The organism is Amycolatopsis sp. BJA-103, assembly GCF_002849735.1.
Lineage (GTDB): Bacteria > Actinomycetota > Actinomycetes > Mycobacteriales > Pseudonocardiaceae > Amycolatopsis.
Genome location: NZ_CP017780.1, coordinates 1069603 through 1086094, shown reverse-complemented (window position 1 = coordinate 1086094; position 16492 = coordinate 1069603). Strand labels below are relative to the sequence as shown.

The 16492-nt window shown below is 69.3% G+C and carries 13 protein-coding genes; 5 read left to right on the top strand and 8 right to left on the bottom strand.

Annotation, left to right across the window (positions count from 1 at the left end; translation table 11 throughout):
• Positions 1-17: 17 nt before the first annotated feature.
• Positions 18-1265 carry an alpha/beta hydrolase gene (locus BKN51_RS05005; RefSeq protein WP_101606499.1) on the top strand — a complete coding sequence of 416 codons (1248 nt, stop codon included), beginning with the start codon at positions 18-20 and terminating at the stop codon, positions 1263-1265.
• Here the strand turns inward: BKN51_RS05005 and BKN51_RS05000 are convergent.
• From BKN51_RS05000 to BKN51_RS04990, 3 genes are all read right to left on the bottom strand, one after another.
• On the bottom strand, positions 1253-2437 hold the full coding sequence (locus BKN51_RS05000; RefSeq protein WP_101606498.1) for an SWIM zinc finger family protein: 1185 nt from the start codon (positions 2435-2437) through the stop codon (positions 1253-1255). The two genes, BKN51_RS05005 and BKN51_RS05000, sit on opposite strands and share 13 nt — an antisense overlap.
• On the bottom strand, positions 2437-5211 hold the full coding sequence (locus BKN51_RS04995) for a DEAD/DEAH box helicase (RefSeq protein ID WP_168214268.1): 2775 nt from the start codon (positions 5209-5211) through the stop codon (positions 2437-2439). Before BKN51_RS04995 ends, BKN51_RS05000 begins: the two co-directional genes overlap by 1 nt.
• A 115-nt stretch (positions 5212-5326) precedes the next feature.
• Positions 5327-7402 (bottom strand): acyl-CoA dehydrogenase, encoded by a 2076-nt coding sequence (locus tag BKN51_RS04990; protein WP_101606497.1) that lies wholly within the window; start codon positions 7400-7402, stop codon positions 5327-5329.
• A 157-nt stretch (positions 7403-7559) separates the two neighbouring features.
• On the opposite strand from BKN51_RS04990, the gene kstR reads away from it, so the two are divergent.
• Positions 7560-8207 carry a cholesterol catabolism transcriptional regulator KstR gene (gene kstR, locus BKN51_RS04985; RefSeq protein WP_101613050.1) on the top strand — a complete coding sequence of 216 codons (648 nt, stop codon included), beginning with the start codon at positions 7560-7562 and terminating at the stop codon, positions 8205-8207.
• Positions 8208-8215: 8 nt separating this feature from the next.
• Here kstR and BKN51_RS04980 read toward each other — a convergent pair whose 3' ends face one another.
• From BKN51_RS04980 to icmF, 3 genes are read right to left on the bottom strand one after another with little or no spacing between them, the layout of a single operon-like run.
• Entirely contained in the window at positions 8216-9205 is a 990-nt protein-coding gene (locus BKN51_RS04980) for a TIGR03557 family F420-dependent LLM class oxidoreductase (protein WP_101606496.1), read from the bottom strand.
• The gene (locus BKN51_RS04975) at positions 9202-10047 is read right to left on the bottom strand and encodes an LLM class F420-dependent oxidoreductase (RefSeq protein WP_101606495.1); all 846 of its coding nucleotides are present in this window, start codon (positions 10045-10047) and stop codon (positions 9202-9204) included. The genes BKN51_RS04980 and BKN51_RS04975 overlap by 4 nt, the downstream gene beginning before the upstream one ends.
• A gap of 42 nt (positions 10048-10089) precedes the next feature.
• The gene (gene icmF, locus BKN51_RS04970) at positions 10090-13326 is read right to left on the bottom strand and encodes a fused isobutyryl-CoA mutase/GTPase IcmF (RefSeq protein ID WP_101606494.1); all 3237 of its coding nucleotides are present in this window, start codon (positions 13324-13326) and stop codon (positions 10090-10092) included.
• Between the two features lie 135 nt (positions 13327-13461).
• On the opposite strand from icmF, the gene BKN51_RS04965 reads away from it, so the two are divergent.
• From BKN51_RS04965 to BKN51_RS04955, 3 genes are all read left to right on the top strand, one after another.
• The gene (locus tag BKN51_RS04965) at positions 13462-13800 is read left to right on the top strand and encodes an ArsR/SmtB family transcription factor (RefSeq protein ID WP_101606493.1); all 339 of its coding nucleotides are present in this window, start codon (positions 13462-13464) and stop codon (positions 13798-13800) included.
• A complete protein-coding gene (locus tag BKN51_RS04960) occupies positions 13793-14452 on the top strand; it encodes a DUF899 domain-containing protein (protein ID WP_101606492.1) in 660 nt (219 codons plus the stop codon). The genes BKN51_RS04965 and BKN51_RS04960 overlap by 8 nt, the downstream gene beginning before the upstream one ends.
• Before the next feature lie 100 nt (positions 14453-14552).
• Entirely contained in the window at positions 14553-15110 is a 558-nt protein-coding gene (locus BKN51_RS04955) for a dihydrofolate reductase family protein (RefSeq protein ID WP_101606491.1), read from the top strand.
• A 37-nt stretch (positions 15111-15147) separates the two neighbouring features.
• Here BKN51_RS04955 and BKN51_RS04950 read toward each other — a convergent pair whose 3' ends face one another.
• Complete coding sequence (locus BKN51_RS04950; protein WP_101606490.1) at positions 15148-15711, bottom strand: GTP-binding protein; 564 nt, start codon at positions 15709-15711, stop codon at positions 15148-15150.
• A 28-nt stretch (positions 15712-15739) separates the two neighbouring features.
• On the bottom strand, positions 15740-16486 hold the full coding sequence (locus BKN51_RS44120) for a DUF742 domain-containing protein (protein WP_233224248.1): 747 nt from the start codon (positions 16484-16486) through the stop codon (positions 15740-15742).
• Positions 16487-16492 lie beyond the last annotated feature (6 nt).

The window sequence follows — 16492 nt, the reverse complement described above, 5'->3', positions numbered from 1 at the left end:
CGGTAGGATCGGTGTCCATGCAGCCGAGTTTCGTCGTCCGCCAGGCACTCCAGCTCGCGCTCGCCGCGAACGCGTTGAAGCCGCCGAGAGGCGCCAGGACGGCGGTTCCGGCGTTCTTCGCGGGCTGGCTCACCGGGGAGCTCGCCCCGCATCTGCTCGCGGTCACCGCGGCCGACGCGGCCGCGCACGTCGCGCGTCACCGGGGCGGATCGAGCAAGGCCGGTCTCGCGCTGGCGGCCGCGTCGGCGGCCGGTCTCGGCGCGCTGATCGCGCAGTCCCAGCGGGCCCGCGGCGAGATCGAGACGGCGCTGACCGAAGGCATCGGCACGGCCTACACCGAGGAACTGGAGCATCCGCCGAGCCCGACCGACCTCGCGACACCGTGGGGCCAGCTGGCCATGCCGTTCCGCATGCGCGACCCGGAGGTGCGCCGCGAACGCAACATCGCCTACGCGCCCGGCGGGAAGCGGTTCCTGCTCGACATCTACGCCCCGCGGAAGAAGGTCACCGGCGCGCCGATCCTGCTTCAGGTGCACGGCGGCGCGTGGGTGATCGGTAACAAGGACCAGCAGGGCCTGCCACTGATGCTGCACATGGCCAAACGCGGCTGGCTCTGCATCGCGATCAACTATCCGCTCTCCCCCGCCGCCCGGTGGCCCGCGCACATCGTCGCGGCGAAACGCGCGCTGGCCTGGATCCGGGACAACGCCGAGTCCTACGGCGGCGACCCGTCCTTCGTCGCCGTCACCGGAGGTTCGGCGGGCGGGCATCTCGCGGCGCTGCTGGCGCTGACCGCGAACGACCCGGCGCTGCAGCCCGGCTTCACCGAGGCCGACACGAGCATCCAGGCGTGCGCGCCGCACTACGGCGTGTACGACTTCGCCGCGACCAGCGGGCGGCGCTCCAGCCAGACGCGGTTGAAGACGCTGATCGCCCGGCACGTCTTCGAGGCGGACAAGGACCCGGTGAACTTCCTCGACGACTACATCGCGGCGTCACCGCTGGACCGGATCACCGAGGACGCGCCGCCGTTCTTCGTCATCCACGGCGTCCACGACTCGCTGGTGCCGGTGGGCGAGGCCCGCGAGTTCGTGCGCCGCCTGCGGGAGAAGTCCCAGCGTGAGGTCGCGTACGCCGAGATCTCCGGTGCTCAGCACGCTTTCGACGTCTTCCCCTCGATCCGCAGCGCCCATGTGGTCCGCGGGGTGGAGCGGTTCCTGGAATGGAGCTATCGCAGCTCCCTCCGTCGAGGTCAGGGCGGGTAGATCACGTCCGTCGGCCGCGTGGACGGCGGGCCGTCGACCCGCCAGCCCTCGCCGTCGCGCACGAAGCGGTACCAGCGTTCGTCACGGCCGTAGCGCAGTTGCAGGTCGCCCTGGGTGATCCGGTTCCGCCAGACCTTCGGCTCCCCAGGCAGTCCTGATTCGAAGAAGTCCGCTTTGGCCTGCGCGAGCGGCGCCTGCCCCGGCCGCCAGACCTCCCGGATCACCGCCATCCCGCCCCGGCCCGCCTCACGCCAGGCCTGAGCCCAGAGGCCGAGATCCCGGACCGGAACCCCCGCGGCCTCGGCGAGTTCAGCGACGACGCCGGGATCGCTCGCCGCAGCCCGGCGCGCGAGGTCTTCCTCGAATGTCAGCTCCACTTCGCGCTCGGGCCCCATGACCAGCAGTTCCCAGGCCCTCGCGGCGGCGTCGGCGGCCAGTTCCGCGAACGTGTCGCCGCTCCAGCCCGTGCCGTGCGGCGGATCGACGTCGAGGACCGCGGGCGGCCCGACTGTGCCGGGAACGGCCAGCCGCGGGGGCAACGCGGCGATCCGCCGGGTGTAGGCGCGTTTCGGGTCGACCCCGGGCGTGGCGGGGGCACGCACCCGCTTGCCCGGCTCTCTCGCGGGAGCCCGGCGGGACCGCAGTTCCGCGAGCACGGCCTCCCTCGGCCTGCCGCGCAGCAGGAACAGCACGAACGGATCTGCGTCGACCTCGTCCGCGACCAGGTAGTAGACCGCGGCGACGTGTTTGCACGGGTTCGCGCTGTCGGGACAGGAACACTTCGGACGCAGGTCGCCGGGGCCCGGCAGCAGATCCGCGCCGGCGGCCCGGGCATCCTCGGCCAGCTCACCGGGCAATTCGCCGTCGAGGAGAGCGGCGACATGCCCGAGCCGTGCACCGACCATGCCGAGCAGGCTCTCCCACTGCGCCTCGGTGAACGCCAGCATGTGGATGGTCACCCGGTACGGCACGGCGCGGCTGCCCTGCACCCAGGCCGTCACCTCGCCCGTGCCGACCACCAGCTTGCTGACCGTCCCCTTGCGCGCGTACGTGCGCCCGCGCGGCAACCGGTTCGGGTCGAGTTTGGCGCGGTCCTCCAGTGCTTCGACCCATGCCTGGCCCCACCACGTGTTGCCGAAGGTGCGCCGTTTCCGCCCGGTCGCGCTCGGCATCAGGTCTCCCCGAGCCGGACGAGGTCGGTGAGTTCGTCGTCGGACAGTTCGGTGATCCAGTTCTCGCCCGCGCCGATGACCGAGTCGGCCAGTCCGCGTTTGGTCTCCAGCATCGTGGCGATGCGCTCTTCCAGCGTGCCTTCGGCGATCAGCCGGTGCACCTGGACCGGCCTGTCCTGCCCGATCCGGTACGCGCGGTCGGTGGCCTGGTCCTCGACAGCCGGGTTCCACCAGCGGTCGTAGTGGATCACGTGGGTGGCCTTGGTCAGGTTGAGCCCGACGCCACCCGCTTTGAGGGACAACAGGAACACCGGCACCTCGCCCGCCTGGAACCGGGAGACCATCTCCTCGCGGGCCGCCGGCGTGCTCGACCCGGACAGCAGCATCGTCGGCAACCCGCGTTCGGCCAGGCGTTTCTCCAGCAGGCGGCAGAGCTGGACGTACTGGCTGAACACGAGCACGCTGTCGCCCTCGTCGAGGATGACGTCGAGCAGTTCCTCGAAGGCGGCGAGCTTGCCGGAGCGGCCGTGCAGCACGCCGGGTTCCTTGAGGTACTGCGCGGGATGGTTGCAGATCTGCTTGAGTTCGGTGAGCAGTTTGAGCACCTGCCCGCGCCGGGCCACCCCGTCCAGTTCGCGGATCATCGCGAGGTTCTCCCGGACGACGGCCTCGTACAGCGTCGTCTGCTCGGCGGTGAGCGGGACGAACCGGTCGGTCTCGGTCTTGCGCGGCAGTTCCGGGGCGATGTCCGGATCGGTCTTCTTGCGGCGCAACAGGAACGGGCGCACGGTCGCGGCGAGCCGTTCGGTGACGGCGGCGTCCCGGTCGCGTTCGATCGGGCGCGCGACCTTGCGGCGGAACCCGTCGAGCGAGCCGAGCAGTCCCGGCGTCGTCCAGTCGATGATGGACCACAGTTCGGTGAGACGGTTCTCCATCGGCGTCCCGGTCAGCGCGACCTTCGCGGCGGCCGGGATCTTCCGCAGTTCCTTGGCGGTGACCGAAAGCGGGTTCTTGACGTGCTGCGCCTCGTCGGCGGCGATCATCCCCCAGTCCACTTCGGACAGTGTCTCGCGATCCCGGCGGAGGACGCCGTACGTGGCGAGCACGACCTCGTCGGACGCGACCTCGTCGAGATGGCGCCCGCCGCCGTGGAACCGGCGCACCGGGATGTCCGGCGCGAACCGGGCGAACTCGCGTTCCCAGTTGCCCAGCAACGAGGTCGGGCACAGGACGAGCGTGGGACCTTCCTTCAGCGGGCGGCGGTGCAGATGCAGGGAGATGAGCTGGATCGTCTTGCCCAGCCCCATGTCGTCGGCGAGACAGGCGCCCAGACCCAGCCCGGTCATCGTCGCCAGCCAGGCGAGGCCCGCCTTCTGGTACGGCCGCAGGGTGGCTTGCAGTTCGGCGGGCTGCTCGATCGGTTCCGCGGCGCTGTCACGGATCCGCTGGAGCAACCCCGCCAGCGCGGACGGGACGGTGAACTCGACCTTTTCGCCGTCCAGTTCCAGTTCGCCGGTGAGCGCCGCGGCCAATGCCTCGGCCCCGGACAGCTTCTTCGCGCGGTGAGCACGCACCTTCGCGATCAAGCGCGCGTCGACCTTGATCCATTTGCCCCGCAGCCGCACCAGCGGCCGTTTCGCCTCCGCGAGCGCGGTGACCTCATCGTCGGTGAGTTCCTCGTCCCCGAGGCTCAGCCGCCAGCGGAACTGCAAGAGGCTCTTGAGCGTGAACTCGGGGCCGGTGACACTGCCCGGCGCCTGCGTCGCGCTCGCCTTGGCCTTGAGCTCGCCCGAGAACAGGTCCTTCGGCCACTGCACCTCGATACCCGCGCCGCCGAGCGCCGCGTCGCCGTGGGTCAGCAGGTCGACGACCTCGTCGTACTCCAGCGCCAGTTCGGTCGGCGCGGCCGATCGCAGCATGCGGCCGAGCGGCGACCACGCCCTGGCGCCTCGCCGCAGCCCGAGCAGCAACTGCGTCTCGACCTGCTCGCCCATCCGCTCCAGCACGGCTTCGGGCGCGTCCCACAACGTCGCCGCCTCGACGATCAGGCTCGGATCGGCGGTGCTCCGCACGGCGAGGACCGCGGCGAAAGTGGGCTCTTCCTCGGGGTTCTCGGGCTCGTGCACCTCCATACGCAGGATGAGACGCGCGCCCTGGGCCTGACGGGCGTTCAGTTCCGCGAGCCACGCGGCGCCGTCCGGCCCGACCAGCGTCGGCTCGGCCGAGGCGAACGCCGGACCACCGGCGGCGACACTCGCGGCGGGCGTGCGCACCAGCACGTCCGCCGTCGCGTCCCAGAGCGCGCGGATCAGCGACTCCGGCGAATGCAGCCGGATCCGTTTCAGCCCGGACAACGGCAGCGCGTGCGCCTCGGGCGGCAGCGCGGCGGCGAGCCCGCGCAGCAGCTCCTCGTCGGCGACGTCGAGCGGGCCCACTCGCCACGAATCCACCCCACCGGGTGAGGCCGCGGGCAGCAACCTGCCGCGGGCGATGAGGTTCACCCCGGCCTCGGCGGCGGCCGACCACGCGGCGATGGCCGGACTCAGCTCGCCCTCGGCGGTCAGCAGCCGCGGAATCGCGCGTGACAACGGGACGAGCGCCGCGTCGACCTTCGTGCGCCGGAAGACCTTGTTCTCCTTGCCCGCCGGAAGCACGAGTTCGATCGCGGTGTCACCCGCTACGCCGTCTCCCCAGAGCGCCAGCACGCCGTCCCGCGGGGGATCCGAGGGGACGAAGATGGCTTGGGTTCCTGTGCCGAACTCCACGACCCGCACGCTAGAGCACGGGACCGACAACCGGCCGGCGGCGGTGCTATGAAAGGCCCGTTACTTGCAAATTTTGCAAGTAACGGGCCTTTCATAGCACTTCACGGAGCCGTGACCGGGACTTTCAGGACCGTGGGAGCCCCAGCAGCCGCTCGGCCGTCAACGACAGCAACACCTGCGTGGTGCCGCCCGCGATGCTGAGGCAGCGGGTCAGCAGGAACTCGTGCTGCGCGGGGTCACCGGCGACGAGGGCGTTCTCGCCGAGCGCCTCCAGCGCGAATTCCGCCACCGCCTGCCGGTGCCGGACGCCCAGCAGTTTGCGCACGCTCGACTCGGCTCCCGGATCCTGGCCGTCGAGCCGCCGCAGCGTCGCCCGCAGGTCCAGCACCGAACACGCGCTGCCGTCGGCGATCAGCGCGCCGAGTTTCTCCGGATCGGCGCCGTCCCCGAGTGTGGCGAGCAGGTTCTCGACGCCTTCTCCGACCGCGGAACCGCTCCCGAGGGCGACGCGTTCGTTCGCCAGTGTCGTCCGCGCGAGCCGCCAGCCGCCGTCGACCTCGCCGACGACCATGTCGTCCGGGACGAAGACGTCGTCGAGGAACACTTCGTTGAAGACGGCGTCACCGGTGATCTCGCGCAGCGGGCGGGTGCTGATCCCGTCGGCGGTCATGTCGACGAGGAAGTAGGTGATGCCCTTGTGTTTCGGCGCGGCCGGATCGGTGCGCGCCAGGCAGATCGCCCAGTCGGCTTCGCGAGCAAGCGACGTCCACACCTTTTGGCCGTTGAGCAGCCATCCACCGTCGACGCGCCGGGCCGTCGTGCGCAGCGACGCGAGATCGGAGCCTGCTTCGGGCTCGCTGAACAGCTGGCACCAAATGATCTCGCCGCGCAACGTGGGCGCGGCGAACCGGTCCCGCTGTTCGGGAGAACCGTGCTCCAGCAGCGTCGGGATCGCCCAGGAGCCGATGACCAGGTCGGGACGGCGGACGTCGCCGTCGGCGAGCGCGGCGTCGATCCGCAGTTGCTCGGCGGCGGCCGCGCCCCGGCCGTAGGGCGCGGGCCAGTGCGGGGCCAGCAGCCCCGAATCGGCCAGCGCGACACGTCGTTCCGGCTCGGGCAGAGCGGCGATTTCGCCGACCAGGGCACGGAGTTCGGCGTCCTCGCCGACCTCGACGCGCAACGTCCGGCGGTCGCCGCGCAGCGCGAGTTCGGCGGCGCGACGACGCCACCGGGCGGAACCGCCGAGCCACTGCCGCAGGGCCACGGCACGGCGCAGATAGAAGTGCGCGTCATGCTCCCAGGTGAATCCGATGCCACCGAGGATCTGGATGCAGTCCTTCGCGTTGGCGACGGCCGCGTCGAGGGCGTAGGCCGCCGCCGTCGCGGCCGCGAGCGGATGCTGCGCCGGGTCGTCGGCCGCCCTCGCCGCGTCCCACGCGAGAGCGTCGGTGGCTTCGGCCCGGCAGAGCATTTCCGCGCAAAGGTGTTTGATCGCCTGGAACGAGCCGATGGGACGGCCGAACTGTTCTCGCACTTTCGCGTACTCGACGGCGGTCCGGAGGCACCATCGTGCGATCCCCGCGGCTTCCGCGGCGCCGAGCGTGGCGGCGTAGGCGTCCACGGGAAGCGACTCGAAGACCGCTTCGGCCCGCACGCCCGTGCAGCGGACGCGGCCGACCGGGCGGGACACGTCGAAGGGGTCACACTGCTCGATGTCCACTCCGGACGTCCCGGGTGGGATGAGCGCGCAGACGTCGCCGTCGGAGACCAGCAACCATGCCGACGGGTGAACGTCGAGAGCCGGTCCTGACACACCGTCGACGACCGAGTCCGCGATACGGAAACCCGGGCCGAGCACCACCGCCAGCCGTTCGGTCCCGTCCGCGAGACCGGGCAAGATTTCCTTGGCGGCCAAGGGATCCGTCGCGAGCAGCGCGCCGCCCAGCGCGGTCCCGAGTACAGGGCCGGGTACGAGTGCTTCGGCGGCTTCGGCGAGCCCGGCGGCCAGGTCGGCGAGCGTGCCACCGGCGCCGCCGACGTCTTCGGGGATGGCGACGCCGAACAAGCCGAGTTCCGCCAGCCCTGGCGGCGACTCGGCGATCCGGCCACTTCGGACGGCGTCGACGGGGCGGGCGGCAGCCGCCCACGCCCGGATCGACGCGGCCAGCGCCGCCTGTTCCTCGGTGAGCGCGATCGACACGGGTGAGACCTCCTCGCCGGACCTACCCGCGAGTGTAGAACGTGTTACAGTTTCTTGCCCAGTGGGTCACGTCTTGAACAGTTCGTCCGCTTAGGTACGCTACGCGGAGAAAGTGGAACAAGTTCCGAAGATCGGTTCGATGAAGGGGGACGTGGCGATGCCAGGGAAGGCCAAGGCACCCACGAGCGCGAAGGCGCGAAGCGGCAACGGTCTCTCCGCCCTGGGCGGCGAAGAACTCGGCTCCGCGGCACAACGCGACCGGCGGCGCCGCATCATCGACGCGACCCTGACCCTCGCCGCCAAGGGCGGGTACGACGCGGTCCAGATGCGGGCGGTCGCCGAGAAGGCGGACGTCGCGCTCGGCACGCTGTACCGCTACTTCCCCTCGAAAATCCACCTGCTCGTCTCCGGGCTGGCCAGGGAATTCGAACGCGCGCAGGAGAAACTCGAGCGCGCGGCCATCCCCGGCGACACCCCGAGCGAGCGGCTCATGGTCGTCCTCGGCCGCAACACCCGGCTGATGCAGCGGGACCCGCATCTGACCGAGGCCATGGTCCGCGCGTTCATGTTCGCCGACACCACCGCGGCCGCCGAGGTCGAGCAGGTCGGGCGGCTGATGGAGAACATGTTCGCCAAGGCCATGGGCATCGAGGACCCGACCGAGGCCGACCGCGACATCTTCCACGTCATCGCCGACGTCTGGATGGCGAACCTGGTCGCCTGGGTGACCCGCCGCGCTTCGGCCGCCGACGTGGCGAACCGGCTGGAACTCTCGGTCCACCTGCTGCTGGACAAAAACGGCTGATCCGCCCCTCAGGCGGTGAGCTTCGGCAGCACGTCCCGCCCGAAGGTCTCGATGAACGCGTCCTGGTTCCGCCCCACGTTGTGCACGTAGATCCGGTTGAAGCCGGCATCGACGTACTTCTGCAGCGCGGCACGGTGCACGTCCGGGTCGGACGAGACGACCATGCGGCCCTCGAAGTCCTCGCGCCGCACCAGTTTCGCCATCTGCGCGAAGTCGAACGGCGAGCGGATGTCGGCCTTCGGGAACTTCATGCCGCCGTTGGGCCACTGGTCCATCGCGTTGGCCCACGCCGTCTCGTCGTCCTCGGCCCACGACAGGTGCACCTGCAGCAGCTTCGGCATCGTGTCCGGGTCCTTGCCCGCCTTGCGCGCGCCGGTCCCGAAGTTGTCGAGGATCCCCGCCAGCTTCTCGATCGACGCGCCCGGCGTGATCAGCCCGTCCGCGAGTTCGCCGGTCTTGCGCGAGGTGTACGGGCCCGCCGACGCGATGTAGATCGGCGGCGGCTCGTCCGGCAGCGTCCACAGCCGGGTGGTGTGCAGTTTGAAGAACTCGCCGCTGTGCTTGACGTCCTTGCCGGTGAACAGCTTCCGGATGACCTCGAGCGCCTCGAACATCCGCCGCACCCGCTCGGGCGCTTCGGGCCAGTAGCCGCCGATGATGTGTTCGTTGAGCGCCTCGCCGGAGCCGATGCCGAGCCAGGTCCGGCCCGGGTAGGTCGCTTCCAGCGTCGCCGCGGCCTGCGCGACCATCGACGGGTGCAGCCGGAACGACGGGCAGGTCACGCCCGGCCCGAGATCGCCGGTGGTGTTCTCGGCCAGCGACGCGAGCACGCTCCACACAAAGGAAGCTTCACCCTGTTGAGGGACCCACGGCTGGAAGTGGTCGGCGGCCATCTGGCCGGAGAATCCGTGCTGTTCGCCGAGCGCGGCCAGCCGGATCGACTCGCGCGGCGAGAACTGCTCGAGTGCCGCGGCCAAGCCGATTTGAACCTCAGTCACGCCTGCTGCCCCTTTCGAAAGCTTTCGGCGACCTTCGCGTACTGGTCGAGTCGCTCCAGTGTCGCCGCTTCGGGCTCGGTCGGCAGGAAGAGCGTGGCCTCGTCAACGCCGCCGTCGGCCAGCTTGCCCAGCGCGTCCTCCTCCGGGGTGGCGCCGAAGGCCGAGAACTTGATGTCGCTCCGGCCCTGGTCGGCCAGCCACTGACGCGCCCGGCGAAGCTCCTCGGGCGGGGTGTGGGCGTGGGGCAGCCAGCCGTCGCCGTACTTGGCGATCCGCTCCATCGCCTTCTCCCCGGCGCCGCCGATGTAGATCGGCGGATGCGGCTTCTGCACCGGCTTGGGCCACGCGAAGATCGGGTCGAAGTCGATGTACTTGCCGTGGAACTCGGCCTCGTCCTTGGTCCAGATCTCCTTCAAGGCGGCGAGCTGCTCGTCGACGAGCACGCCCCGCGTCCGCGGATCCGTGCCGTGATTGCGCATTTCCTCCCGGTTCCACCCGACGCCGACACCGAAGAGGAACCGGCCTCGCGAAACCAGGTCCAGCGAAGCGACCTCCTTCGCCGTGTGGATGACGTCGCGCTGCTGCAGCAACGCGACACCCGTGCCCAGTTTCAGCGTCGAGGTGGCACCGGCCGCCGCGGTCAGCGCGACGAACGGGTCCAAGGTCCGGTAGTACACGCGCGGCAGGTCGCCACCGCCCGGGTACGGCGTTTCCCGGCTGACCGGGATGTGCGAATGCTCCGCGATGTGCAGCGAGCTGAACCCGCGCTCTTCCGCGGCGGCTGCGAGGACGTCCGGCCTGATGCCTTCATCGGTGATGAAGGTGGCGATTCCGATCTCCATGTTCTGCAACTACCCGAACACGCCCCGCTGTATTCCCGCGCCCTAGACGTTGCGGCGGTACTGCCCCCCGACCTCGAAGAACGCCTCGGTGATCTGGCCGAGCGAGCACACCCGGGCCGCGTCCATCAGCACACCGAACAGGTTGCCGCCGCGGGTCGCCGCCTCGCGCAGCGTCTTGAGCGCGACCTGCGCCTCGGCGTGGTGCCGGTGCTGGAAGTCCTCCAGCCGGTGCAGCTGCGACACCTTTTCGTCCTCGGTCGCCCGCGCCAGCTCGACCTCGACGTCGTTCTCGCCGCCGTGCGGGTTGCGGAAGGTGTTGACGCCGATGATCGGCAGCGTGCCGTCGTGCTTCTGGCGTTCGTAGAGGATCGACTCGTCCTGGATCTTGCCGCGCTGGTAGCCGGTCTCCATCGCGCCCAGCACGCCGCCGCGCTCGGAGATCCGGTCGAACTCCAGCAGGACGGCCTCTTCGACCAGCTCGGTCAGCTCGTCGATGATGAACGAGCCCTGCAGCGGGTTCTCGTTCTTCGACAGGCCCCATTCCTTGTTGATGATCATCTGGATGGCCATCGCGCGCCGCACCGAGCTCTCCGACGGCGTCGTGATCGCCTCGTCGAAAGCGTTGGTGTGCAAGGAGTTCGCGTTGTCGTACAGCGCGCACAGCGCCTGCAGCGTGGTCCGGATGTCGTTGAAGCTCATCTCCTGCGCGTGCAGCGACCGGCCGGAGGTCTGCACGTGGTACTTGAGCTTCTGCGAGCGCTCGTTGGCGCCGTAGCGCTCCCGCATCGCCACCGCCCAGATCCGGCGGGCGACCCGGCCCAGCACCGAGTACTCGGCGTCCATGCCGTTGGAGAAGAAGAACGACAGGTTCGGCGCGAAGTCGTCGATGCTCATCCCGCGCGCGAGGTAGCTCTCGACGTAGGTGAAACCGTTCGACAGGGTGAACGCCAGCTGCGAGATCGGGTTCGCCCCGGCCTCGGCGATGTGATAGCCGGAGATCGACACCGAGTAGAAGTTCCGGACACCGTGGTCGATGAACCATTCCTGGATGTCGGCCATCATCCGCAGGCTGAACTCGGTGGAGAAGATGCAGGTGTTCTGCCCCTGGTCCTCCTTGAGGATGTCCGCCTGCACGGTGCCGCGGACGTTGCGCAGCGCCCATTCGCGCAGTTCGGCGGCCTCGGTTTCGGACGGCTCGCGGCCGTGCTCGGCCTTGAACGCCTCGACCCGCTGGTCGATCGCGGTGTTGAGGAAGAACGCGAGGATCGTCGGCGCCGGGCCGTTGATCGTCATCGACACCGACGTGCTCGGCGACGTCAGGTCGAAGCCGTCGTAGAGCACCTCCATGTCCTCGAGCGTCGCGATGGAGACGCCGGAGGTGCCGACCTTGCCGTAGATGTCGGGGCGAGTGTGCGGGTCGTGCCCGTAGAGCGTGACGGAGTCGAACGCGGTCGAGAGGCGCTTCGCGTCGGAGTCGGCCGAGAGCAGCTTGAACCGCTTGTTGGTGCGGAAGGGGTCGCCTTCGCCGGCGAACATCCGCGCCGGGTCCTCGCCCTCGCGCTTGAACGGGAAAACGCCCGCGGTGTAAGGGAAGTATCCGGGCAGGTGCTCGCGGCGCAGGAACGACAGCAGCTCGCCGGACTCGGTGTAGCGCGGCAGCGCCACGCGCGGGATCCGGTTGCCGGACAGCGTCTCGCGCCAGAGCTGGGTGTGCAGTTCCTTGTCGCGGATCTTCACGACCAGTTCGTCGGCGCGGTAGGACTCGGCGAGCTCGCCGAAGCGCGCCAGCAGATTCGTCGACTCACCGTCCACATCGGACTCGGCGGCGGCGAGCAGGCCGTCGAGCGCGTCGGTGCTCGCGTCGACCTCGGCCAGCGCTTCTTTGGCGACGGCGAGGTGCTCGCGTTTGCGGAGCGCGGCGACCTGCTGCTCGGTCTTGGTGTGATAGCCGCGGACGGTGTCGGAGATCTCCGCGAGGTAGCGCGTCCGGTTGGCCGGGATGATCGTGCTGGCGTCGGTGGACACCTTGCCCGCCACCTTCGGGAGCACACCGGGCGAGACGGTCAGGCCGCGCTCGGCGAGCGTGTCGCGCAAGTGCTGGTAGAGCGCGGTGACACCGTCGTCGTTGAACTTGGCGGCGCTGGTGCCGTAGACCGGCATGTCCTCGGGCGAGGAGCTGAACGCCTCACGGTTGCGGACGAGCTGGCGAGCGACGTCACGGCGGGCGTCTTCGGCGCCGCGGCGCTCGAACTTGTTGATCGCCACCGCGTCGGCGAAGTCGAGCATGTCGATCTTCTCCAGCTGCGACGCGGCGCCGAACTCCGGCGTCATGACGTACAACGACTGGTCCACGTAGTCGACGATGCCGGCGTCACCCTGGCCGATACCCGGGGTCTCGACGATCACGAGGTCGAAGCCCGCGGCCTTGCAGGCGAGGATCGACTCCGAAAGCCCGGTGGGGATCTCGCCGCTGGTGGTCCGCGTGGCCAGCGAACGGAAGTAGACGGGGCTGCCGTCGAGACAGTTCATCCGGATCCGGTCGCCGAGCAGCGCTCCCCCGCCCTTGCGGCGCGACGGGTCGACGGCGAGCACGGCGATGCGGAGCTTGTCCTCCTGGTCGAGCCGGAACCGCCGGATCAGCTCGTCGGTGAGCGACGACTTGCCGGAACCACCCGTTCCGGTGATGCCCAGCACCGGCGTCGTCCGCGCCTTGGCGGACTCGGCGATCTTGTCGAGCCACTCCCGCGGCAGGGTTTCACGCTGGAGCTGGGTGATGACGCGGGACAGCGCCGGGATGTCACCCGAAAGCAGTTTGTCCAGCGAACCGGGCGACTCCGCGGACAGATCGGTGTCGCAGGCCTTGATCATCAGGTTGATCATGCCCGGGAGGCCCATCTCGTAGCCGTCCTCGGGCGAGAAGATCCGGGCGACGCCCCGCGAGTGCAGCAGGTCGATCTCCTCGCGGACGATGACACCGCCCCCGCCGCCGAACACCTTGATGTGCCCGGCGCCGCGTTCGTTCAGCAGCTCGACCAGGTAGCTGAAGTACTCGACGTGCCCGCCCTGGTAGGCGCTGATGGCCACACCCTGGACGTCCTCGGCGATGGCCGCGGTGGCGACCTCGTCGACCGACCGGTTGTGCCCGAGGTGCACGACCTCCGCACCTTGCGACTGCAGGATGCGCCGCATGATGTTGATGGACGCGTCGTGCCCGTCGAAGAGGCTCGACGCCGTCACGAAGCGAACGGGGTTCACGGGCCGGTGCAGGTCGCTGCTCATCTCTCCAAAATACTTGGACTTCCGACTATTTTAAACCCATCCACTCGCGTGACGGCGCTCTCACTCGTCCTTGACAGATCAACTCTTACCAGTATATTCAACCAAAAGGTTAAACAACCGATTGATTGAGCAGAGATGACCACTGATCAGCTCAGCGCCACGTTCGCCGCCCTGGCGGACCCCACCCGCCGGGCGATCCTCGCCCGGCTCTCCACCGGCGAGGCCAGCGTCAACGAGCTCGCCGAGCCCTTTCCGGTCAGCCTCCAGGCCATCTCCAAGCATCTGAAGGTCCTCGAGCGCGCGGGCTTGATCAGCCGGAGCCGGACGGCGCAATGGCGGCCCTGCCGGCTGGAGGCCGCCCCGCTCGGCGACATCGCCGACTGGGTCGAGCGGTACCGGCGGTTCTGGGACGGCGGCTTCGACAGGCTGGAAAGTCATCTGGCCGAACTACAGAAGGGCGATCGCGATGACTGAGACCACGGCACTGCCGGAAATCGTCTCGCAGGACGAATGGCAGAGCGCGCGAGAAGCGTTGCTGGCCAAGGAAAAAGAGCTCACCCGCGCCGCGGACGCGGTCGCCGCCGAACGACGGCGGCTGCCGATGGTCCGCTTCGACGGCGGCCACGAGTTCGAAGGACCGCAGGGCCGGGTGACGCTGCTGGACCTGTTCGAGGGACGACGTCAGCTGATCGTCTACCACTTCATGCTCGCTCCCGGGCAGAAGGCGGGCTGCCCGGGCTGCTCGATGGTCGTGGACAACATCGGTCACCTCGCCCACCTGCACGCCCGGGACACGACACTGTCCGTGGTCGCGCCCGCGACACTGCCCGAGATCGAGCGGTACAAGGAGCGGATGGGCTGGACCGTCCCGTGGGTCTCGACCGGCGGCGACTTCAACGCGGCCTGCGACGTCGGCGCCGGGTTCGGGATCAGCGTCTTCCTGCGCGACGGCGACGAGGTGTTCCGGACCTACTTCACCACCGATCGCGGCGGCGACCAGCTGGTGGGGACGCTGCGATACCTGGATCTGACGCCGTTCGGGCGGCAGGAGGCCTGGGAGGAGTCCGGCCGCGGGACGGACGGGCCGGGGCACTGGTGGAAGCTGCACGACGAATACCGCGTTTAGTCCTCTGGACGCGGGCCGGGCATGTCGAGAACCCCGCGACCGCTCCGACCCCTGGGTGACCGGCGCCCGGAGGGCGGGCGCCACACCGGAGGGAAACGCCATGCGCGAGCTCGTCTACTTCGTCCACACCTCGCTCGACGGCCACATCGAGGGCCCGGACGGCGAGTTCGACTGGCCTTCGATGGGCCCTGAACTGTCCGAGCATTCCCAGGAACTGGTCGACCGGGCCGACACCTTCGTCTACGGGCGCCGGGTCTGGGACATGATGTCGTCGTACTGGCCGCGGGCCGAGGCGATCTCGGACCACCCGCACGACCTTCGCTTCGCCCCGATCTGGCGGAAGACGCCGAAGATCGTCTTCTCGCGGACGCTGGAGAAAGCGGACTGGAACACCGAAGTCCTCGGTGGCGACCTCACCGAACGCGTGGCCGAGCTCAAGAGCAGGCCCGGCAAGGACCTGCTGCTCACGGGCGGGACCGAACTGGCCACCGCGTTCGCCGACCGAGGCCTGGTCGACGAGATCCACGTCGTCGTGCACCCCGTGGTGCTGGGCGGCGGCAAGCAGCTGTTCCCGGGCGGCGTCCGGACGGATCTGCGGCTGACCGGCACGCGCACGTTCGACGGACGTGCGGTACTGCTGACCTACCGGGTGAAGTGAAACCGGGGCGGCAGCCCCTACGCTGCCGCCGTCAGGATCACCTCGAGTTGCTCGCGCGCAACGCGATCCACTGCCGCATCGCGTACTCGACCAGCGTGATCAGCGTCTGCTTCGTCGACTCCCGCTCCCGCGCGTCACACCGGACGATCGGGATGTTGGGGTCGATCGACAGCGCTTCACGCACGTCGTTGATGTCGTGCTCGAGGACGCCGTCGAAGGTGTTGACCCCGACGATGTAGGGCAGGCCCCGGTCCTCGAAGAAGTCGATCGGCGCGAACGAATCGGCCAGCCGTCGCGTGTCGGCCAGCACCACGGCACCGATCGCGCCGCGCACGAGGTCGTCCCACATGAACCAGAACCGCTGCTGCCCGGGCGTGCCGAACAGGTAGAGGATCAGGTCCGCGTCGAGGGAGACCCGGCCGAAGTCCATCGCGACCGTGGTGGTCGACTTGTTGGGAGTCTGGTCGAGGTTGTCGATCCCCCGACTGGCGTCGGTCATCATCGCCTCGGTGGTGAGCGGGACGATCTCCGACACCGAACCGACGAAGGTCGTCTTGCCCGCACCGAAGCCACCCGCCACGACGATCTTCGCGGATGTCATGGTCGGGGGCGCGGTTTCCCGCGGTGCCTTAAAGCCGACGGAGTCCACTCAAAACCCTTTCCATCAACACCAGATGTGCCTCGGCGCCGTCATTGCCCGTAATCGTCTTGTGCACGCTGACCAGTCCCGCGTCCGCCGCGTCACTGATCAGCACGCGTGCCACACCCAGCGGTACGCGCAGGGTCGCCGCGATCTCGGCGACCGAACGCGGGGTCCGGCACTCCTCGATGATCGAAATGCACTCGATCTGCCCCACGGCCACCGAGGGGAGGCTACCCGCGGCGACATGGTCCTTGGTGGAGATGAGGGTCTCCAGCTCGAGAGCGTAGTTCGCCTTGGTCCGGCCGCCGGTGAGGGCATAGGGACGGACGATCGCCGTCTCCTCGAACGGTGAGTGCGCCTGCTCGAACACGGCGGGCATGATGAACTCGCCACTCGGCGGGCCCGGGTCGAACAGACCACCTGGTCTCGGCCCAACGGCGTCAGCGCCGCTGTTGGGTGGAGAAGCAAGTGAGGTCACGCGGTCTCCTTGATCGGTCGGCTGCGGGACTGCCGATTCCCCGGCGGCGTGTGCTCCGCCCACCCGGGAATCTTCGGACTGCTTGCTCTTCTTGCGCTTCCGACGACCACGGCCCGAATCCAGGGTGAAGCCGTTCAGGACATCGGCGAAGGTACCGTCGTCCCTTGAACCGGCAGCATTGGCAGCCCCCGCGCGCGGTGGCTGGTGTTCACCCGTCCCCGGCGGTTCGCCGAAGGATCCGGACCCGGTGCTCATCGAGAC

Excerpts from the sequence above, each read along its gene's own strand:
- kstR (WP_101613050.1), top strand. The coding sequence starts at position 7,560 with ATGCCAGGGAAGGCCAAGGCACCCACGAGCGCGAAGGCGCGAAGCGGC.
- BKN51_RS44120 (WP_233224248.1), bottom strand. The coding sequence starts at position 16,486 with ATGAGCACCGGGTCCGGATCCTTCGGCGAACCGCCGGGGACGGGTGAA.
- BKN51_RS04965 (WP_101606493.1), top strand. The coding sequence starts at position 13,462 with ATGACCACTGATCAGCTCAGCGCCACGTTCGCCGCCCTGGCGGACCCC.
- BKN51_RS04960 (WP_101606492.1), top strand. The coding sequence starts at position 13,793 with ATGACTGAGACCACGGCACTGCCGGAAATCGTCTCGCAGGACGAATGG.
- BKN51_RS04950 (WP_101606490.1), bottom strand. The coding sequence starts at position 15,711 with ATGACATCCGCGAAGATCGTCGTGGCGGGTGGCTTCGGTGCGGGCAAG.
- BKN51_RS04975 (WP_101606495.1), bottom strand. The coding sequence starts at position 10,047 with ATGGAGATCGGAATCGCCACCTTCATCACCGATGAAGGCATCAGGCCG.
- BKN51_RS05000 (WP_101606498.1), bottom strand. The coding sequence starts at position 2,437 with ATGCCGAGCGCGACCGGGCGGAAACGGCGCACCTTCGGCAACACGTGG.
- BKN51_RS04955 (WP_101606491.1), top strand. The coding sequence starts at position 14,553 with ATGCGCGAGCTCGTCTACTTCGTCCACACCTCGCTCGACGGCCACATC.
- icmF (WP_101606494.1), bottom strand. The coding sequence starts at position 13,326 with ATGAGCAGCGACCTGCACCGGCCCGTGAACCCCGTTCGCTTCGTGACG.
- BKN51_RS05005 (WP_101606499.1), top strand. The coding sequence starts at position 18 with ATGCAGCCGAGTTTCGTCGTCCGCCAGGCACTCCAGCTCGCGCTCGCC.